Origin of the sequence: Rhizobium sp. 268 (assembly GCF_036571585.1) — a bacterium.
Lineage (GTDB): Bacteria > Pseudomonadota > Alphaproteobacteria > Rhizobiales > Rhizobiaceae > Rhizobium > Rhizobium redzepovicii.
Genome location: NZ_JAPPSO010000048.1, coordinates 1 through 5,489 on the forward strand (window position 1 = coordinate 1; position 5,489 = coordinate 5,489).

3 protein-coding genes and 5 pseudogenes are annotated in these 5,489 nt (G+C 58.1%); 3 read left to right on the forward strand and 5 right to left on the reverse strand.

What is annotated here, in order from left to right; all coding sequences use genetic code 11:
* The first annotated feature begins 146 nt into the window (after positions 1-146).
* The 3 genes and pseudogenes from OS035_RS33125 (at position 147) to OS035_RS33705 (ending at position 2,462) form a co-directional block, all read left to right on the forward strand.
* Positions 147-1,519 (forward strand): annotated as a pseudogene (locus OS035_RS33125) (ISNCY family transposase).
* A gap of 260 nt (positions 1,520-1,779) precedes the next feature.
* A pseudogene (locus OS035_RS33130) lies at positions 1,780-2,304 on the forward strand (IS30 family transposase); the annotation flags it as partial.
* An 8-nt stretch (positions 2,305-2,312) separates the two neighbouring features.
* Positions 2,313-2,462 carry a DarT1-associated NADAR antitoxin family protein gene (locus tag OS035_RS33705; RefSeq protein WP_442967733.1) on the forward strand — a complete coding sequence of 50 codons (150 nt, stop codon included), beginning with the start codon at positions 2,313-2,315 and terminating at the stop codon, positions 2,460-2,462.
* Between the two features lie 103 nt (positions 2,463-2,565).
* On the opposite strand, the gene OS035_RS33135 is transcribed toward OS035_RS33705, so the two are convergent.
* The 5 genes and pseudogenes from OS035_RS33135 to tnpB form a co-directional block, all read right to left on the reverse strand.
* Positions 2,566-3,276, reverse strand: a complete 711-nt coding sequence (locus tag OS035_RS33135) for an NPP1 family protein (RefSeq protein ID WP_064653282.1) — start codon at positions 3,274-3,276, stop codon at positions 2,566-2,568.
* 21 nt (positions 3,277-3,297) lie between these two features.
* Positions 3,298-3,375: pseudogene (locus OS035_RS33140) on the reverse strand (AAA family ATPase); the annotation flags it as partial.
* 1,104 nt (positions 3,376-4,479) lie between these two features.
* Positions 4,480-4,596 (reverse strand): annotated as a pseudogene (locus OS035_RS33710) (non-homologous end-joining DNA ligase); the annotation flags it as partial.
* A pseudogene (locus OS035_RS33145) lies at positions 4,556-5,236 on the reverse strand (IS66 family transposase zinc-finger binding domain-containing protein); the annotation flags it as partial. The pseudogenes OS035_RS33710 and OS035_RS33145, both read right to left, overlap by 41 nt.
* A 45-nt stretch (positions 5,237-5,281) precedes the next feature.
* Entirely contained in the window at positions 5,282-5,434 is a 153-nt protein-coding gene (tnpB, locus tag OS035_RS33150) for an IS66 family insertion sequence element accessory protein TnpB (RefSeq protein WP_331815557.1), read from the reverse strand.
* Positions 5,435-5,489 lie beyond the last annotated feature (55 nt).

Consider the following 5,489-nt stretch of genomic DNA (forward strand, 5'->3'; position numbering starts at 1 on the left):
CGAGGGCTGATCTCCTTGCCCTGTAGTAGCCTTTAAGCCCTTGTTGCATTTACATTAGAAGTCACACCGCAAAGTTGAAGTGTCCTGTTTCTGCAAAGTTGGAATGTCACACTCCCCGGGTCTGAACGACGTCTGGGAGATTGCAGATGGGATTGATAGCGATGAGCGAGCGCGATCTGCAGCGGATCGAGGTTTTATCGAAAGTGATCGCCGGCCTGATGCCGTTGGTGTCAGCGGCGCATGTGCTCGACCTGAGCGAGCGCCAGGTGCGTCGGCTTCTGCAACGGATGCGCGCGGACGGCGCGGCGTCGATCCGGCACAAGGCGATCGGGCGGCCATCGAACAACCGGATCAGTGACGGGGTTCGGGATTATGCGATGACGCTGGTTCGCGAACGCTATGCGGATTTCGGGCCGACCCTGGCGACAGAGAAGTTGACTGAGCGCGATGGCTTGCGGGTCTCGCGCGAGACGGTGCGCGGTTGGATGTCGGAGGCCGGACTGTGGCTCTCGCGCAAGCAGCGGCGGACGTTTCATCAGCCGCGCTTGCGGCGTGAAGCCTATGGCGAGTTGGTGCAGATTGACGGGTCCGAGCATCGCTGGTTCGAGGACCGCGTGATCCATGCTCGCTGCTGGTGTTCGTCGACGATGCGACCGGTAGGTTGATGCACTTGCGCTTTGTGCGTTCCGAAAGTGCCTTCACCTACTTCGAGGCATTGGCGCTCTATCTCAAGCGTCACGGCGCACCGATTGCCTTTTATTCCGACAAGCATTCGGTGTTCCGGGTGGCGAAGAAGGATGCCAGGGGTGGCCAGGGCATGACCCAGTTCGGGCGTGCACTGTGTGAGCTAAATATCGAGATTCTCTGCGCAAATTCGAGCCAGGCCAAGGGTCGTGTCGAGCGCATGAACCGGACGCTGCAGGACCGTCTGGTCAAGGAACTGCGGCTATCTGGCATCGACACCATGGAGGCTGGCAATGCGTTCCTGCCGGATTTCATGGAGGACTACAATGCGCGTTTTGCGGTTACCCCTGCCCGTTTGGACGATCTGCATCGACCGCTGAACCTGGCGCCGGATCGGTTGACGGAGATCCTGTGCAAGCGCGAGCAGCGCTATGTCGGATCGCAGTTGACGTTTTCGTTTGAGCGCCAGCGGATCATGCTGGAAGAGACCGAGGTGACGCGTGGCCTGGTTGGCCGCTATGTCGAGACCTATGCCTATGCCGATGGCCGGCTGGACGTGCGCTGGAAAGGTCATTCCCTGCCCTACAAGACGTTCGACAAGGACCAGCGGGTGACGCATGCGGCGATCACCGAGAACAAGCGGCTCGGCGATGTTCTGGCCTATATCAAGGAGCGTCAGGAGCAACTGCCGGCGCCCAAGGTCAGGACCAACAGCGAGAAGAATGGCTACACGCCGCGGGGCCGCAAGCCGGGTCGGAAGACGGATTTCATGAACGATCCCGCCGTCATTGCCCGACGGCGACAAGCGCTCTCTGACCTCGATGCGGCGGAATGACTGGCTGCTCCAACTGTCAAAGCTAAAGCCGAAGGGGAGCATCTCACCCGCCCCCTCCCTTCCCTTGCAACCCGGTCCAGCCGGTCCGCTCGGGGGCTTGCCTAAGCGCAAGTGGACATGCCGAGTGTCGCATTTCTAAATGGCTGAAGAAGCGCCCAAAGTGACACTTCTATGCCGCCCCAACTATTGTAAGGGGGTACATTCTATTTCCAATTGCGACATGCCAGTAATTTCAACGGCTTCACTTTGGAGATTTTGGCATGTCTCGATGCTATTCGCAGATCACCCTCGCCGATCGCCGACGCCTGCGTCACATGGTGGCGGCAAAAGTTCCGGTAAACGAGATGGCACTTCAGCTTGGCCGTCATCGTTCGACGATCTATCGCGAGATCCGACGCAACGCGTTTCGCGATCGCGAACTACCGGCCTATGACGGTTATTACAGCACCGTTGCGAACGACACTGCCAAGGACCGACGTCGCCGGCTGAGAAAGCTGCGGCGCCACTCGACGTTGTGCACAGAGATCATCAACAGTTGGAGGCTCGCTGGTCGCCGGAACAGATTGCCGGGCGCCTGCTGTCGGACGGCCTCAGTCGAATTCGCGTTTGTAAGGAGACAATCTATCGCTTCATCTACAGCAAGGAAGATTATGGGCTTGGTCTCTATCAGTATCTACCTGAGGCACGCCGAAAAACGTCGTCCAATGCGCTCCAGGAAGCCGCGTGACGGTGCGTTTCCAGCCACGCACCGCATATCCCAACGGCCCGTTTTTGTTGGAGATAGACCGCTCGCATGCTCGAAGTTTCATGTATGTCGGAGGATCCTGTGGGTGAAAGACTCAGTGCCTCTAACCTGACATTCCGAACGAAGCAGCGCCGTCGAGAGATAGCTGTCGAAAGCGCATTTCAGGCTTCCAAAGTGTTCGAAAGTCGCGGGCCGTAGATGACGTTATCTTTGACGTGCGATCGGCCATGCTAGTTCTCCAGGTACTGCTGTGTTTAGATAAGGACAGGCACGGGATTCCCTTGCCCATCCCATCCACTACTCATAGTCGAGCCTTGCTCAGATTGAAGTACCAGTTGTATTCGTTGAACGGTACCCCCTTACCAAAGTCGAAGGTCTCCAGCGTCTGCCGCGCTGCCGGTGTCAAGTCGGACCAACTGACCGCAGGCTGTAACCCGCCGCGAATCTTAGTGTCAACGACTGAAGGGTTGAGCGGGAACGGGTTCCGCTGATAGCCGACCAGCGGATGTGTTCCGTGCATGTGGGGATTTTTCTCGCGGGTGTAATAGCCATGGCTCGAATAGCTGATCGAGATCAACCGCGCCTCGATATCGAAGGCCTCCGTCCAGACGATGATATTCTGCCAACCATGCCGATGCCCCAGATTGCCAGCCCCGTCGACGTTCTGCTCCTTAGGAAAGTACCACGCGTACATTGTTGCACACTGGCCTCTAAATTTTTCCGATCTCACGTAGACCTGCCCGATGCTGCGTGAGCAATGGCCGTCCATCGCTCCCGACGGTTTCAGACCAGCGCCGATGTTGCCTTCGGCATCCACGGCCGGGAAAGGCACACAGCCAGTAAAGACCTTGAGATAAGGCTGGAAAGCCTTGAGGTAGCCCGAGGTGCTGTCGGGAAACCCTTTCACATCATCGTGATCAATGGCACGAGCGTGCGCCGACCGCCATGGCACGCAAAGGGAGAGCAACCCGGCGAGCACCGTCCTGCGATTTGGGTCAATGTGGACCGGCATTTTGTTTCCTTTCTGTTAAAGGGCGAGCGTATTCTGGGAAGTAGTGGATTTGCCAATGCCTCCCTTTCCGTAAAACCCGATCTGACGCAGAGCAGTCATAATTACTTCCTTTTCGTGTTCGAACCGACCGGGGCGATGCCGCGATATAGGATGCGACTAGTTCCGTCGCAGCCTGAGAACAATTTTCAAGCGTCGTGCCAGTTGAGCTGTTTGATGGGGCAGAACGAAAGTTGGTGCTGCCGCATACACTTAGAGGGACAAAAATACCGGAACAAAAACTCCATGGCGTGCCACGAAGCCGCCAACGATAACGACAATGTCGCACATATGTCGTGAGGCTCCTGAAAGCGGTAGATGAGCAAGCACTTGGCGCATGTACTTCTGGGTCGAACGGTGCGTGATGCCGCCGCCATCCTGCTCGAACCGCAAAGGGAAAGTCGGGTGTATCGACAGAGAGCGGTTGCTATGGCGACGGCCGGGGGTTCGGGCTAGAAGCCGCGCGGCTCCTTGGTCATACGCCGCGACAGATCGGCTACCCTTTGCGCCAGCACGGAATCGAACGAACAGTCCTCAAAAGGAGATCTCGGCGCAAAGAGTAACCGATCTGTCGCCGCCAGCAGACGCCCGAAGATTCTAGATCTCGCGACGGACGAAGTCAGCCACAAGTGGCTCTGTCACACTCCAGACCAAGCCCGTAGCAAAGAGGTTCGAAAAGGAACGAAGAAGGGGCATATCCAGCTAAAAAGTGGAGTTTCTCAAACTGGCACCGCTCTTGCTCGAGGAACTGAGCTTTCAAGCGCCATAGGAGTTCGTGATGTCCAGAGGGATGAGTGCGTCACCACCAGCACTGAACCTGAGGGGTAAACCCTTGCTTACACCAGCGCAACCCAGAATAGGTTCTCTTCCGATGAATGTAATTGCAATTCCGGGCTCGCTTCTCACCTCCGCATCCCTCGCCTCCGCTAGTACAATCAGCGGTCACGCGCAAGAGAACTGGGAAAGATTCAATGACGCCTGCGCCTTTGAACGCGCCCTGTACGTTAACATCTTGACGTATGCCGAATACGCCCACTGGCCGGATGAGGCGGTCCTGCTTCTCACCCAGGTGCAGACCGTTATCGTTAGCCTCTGCAAGTATATACCAACGTTCTGGTCTTAGTGTGCACAAGTCTCAGCAATGGCATCGCGACGTTTATAGCTCATCCAGTCGTGGCCGCCGCGCGTCAAGATGCGAATGCGGGTCGGCTCGATAAGGACCGAAAGGCGATAGCCATCCCATTTCACTTCGAAAGCCCATTGCGGCCCTTTGGGCGGCTTGCTGGGCGAACTTCTCAAACAGGATCATCGCCAGAAGGCTGGGCCCGGCAAAGCCCCGCGGCGTCACATGGAAAGGAGCTGGTGGCTGGGTGATCTTCTCGCATTCGCGGCAGGTGAACTTCTCCCGCACCGTTTGGATCACCTTCCACTGACGCGGGATGACCTCCAGGGTCTCGGTGATGTCTTCGCCCAGCTTCGACAGCTTGCCCGAACCGCAACAAGGGCAGCTCGCCGGGGCCGCGATAACGACACGCTCGCGCGGCAGATGTTCAGGGAATGGTTTGCGTGATGGACGCTTGCGCTCGAAAGCCCTGACCGTCGAGGCTTTGGCCGCAACCTCTGCCGCCAGTTCGTCTTCGCCAGCGTCAGCCTCCAGCTCCTCGAGCTGCAGTTCCATCTGTTCGAGGAGTCGCGTCTTGCGTTCTGACCGGCTGCCGTAAAGCTCGCGGCGAACCTTCTCGATCTCCAGCTTCAACCGCGCGATCAGCGCTTCGGAATGCGACACGAGCGCCTTTGCGCTGGCGGCTTGCGCCTTGGCGGTCGCTGCTTCTGCCTCGGCAGCGATACGCCGGGCACGCTCCTCGGCCAGCAGCGCAAGCGCACTGGCAAGGTCGTCCGGAAGCTCATCAGTCGCGTCGCTCATGGCAGGATGGAATCATATTCGAGTCCGCCATTCCAGTGCTTTTGCTCATCCTGCCGATGTTGGCCACCAGGTCTTTTGCGGCATCCGCCAGTCTATGCCTTCGAGCAGATAACCGAGCTGCGCCGGTGTGATCACCACCGTGCCGTCAGCGGCTGACGGCCAGATGAAGCGGCCGCGCTCCAGCTTCTTGTACCTCATCTGAGAATGCAGCCCCGACCGGCACAGATCAGCGGTTAGTGCGGGTCACGCACCC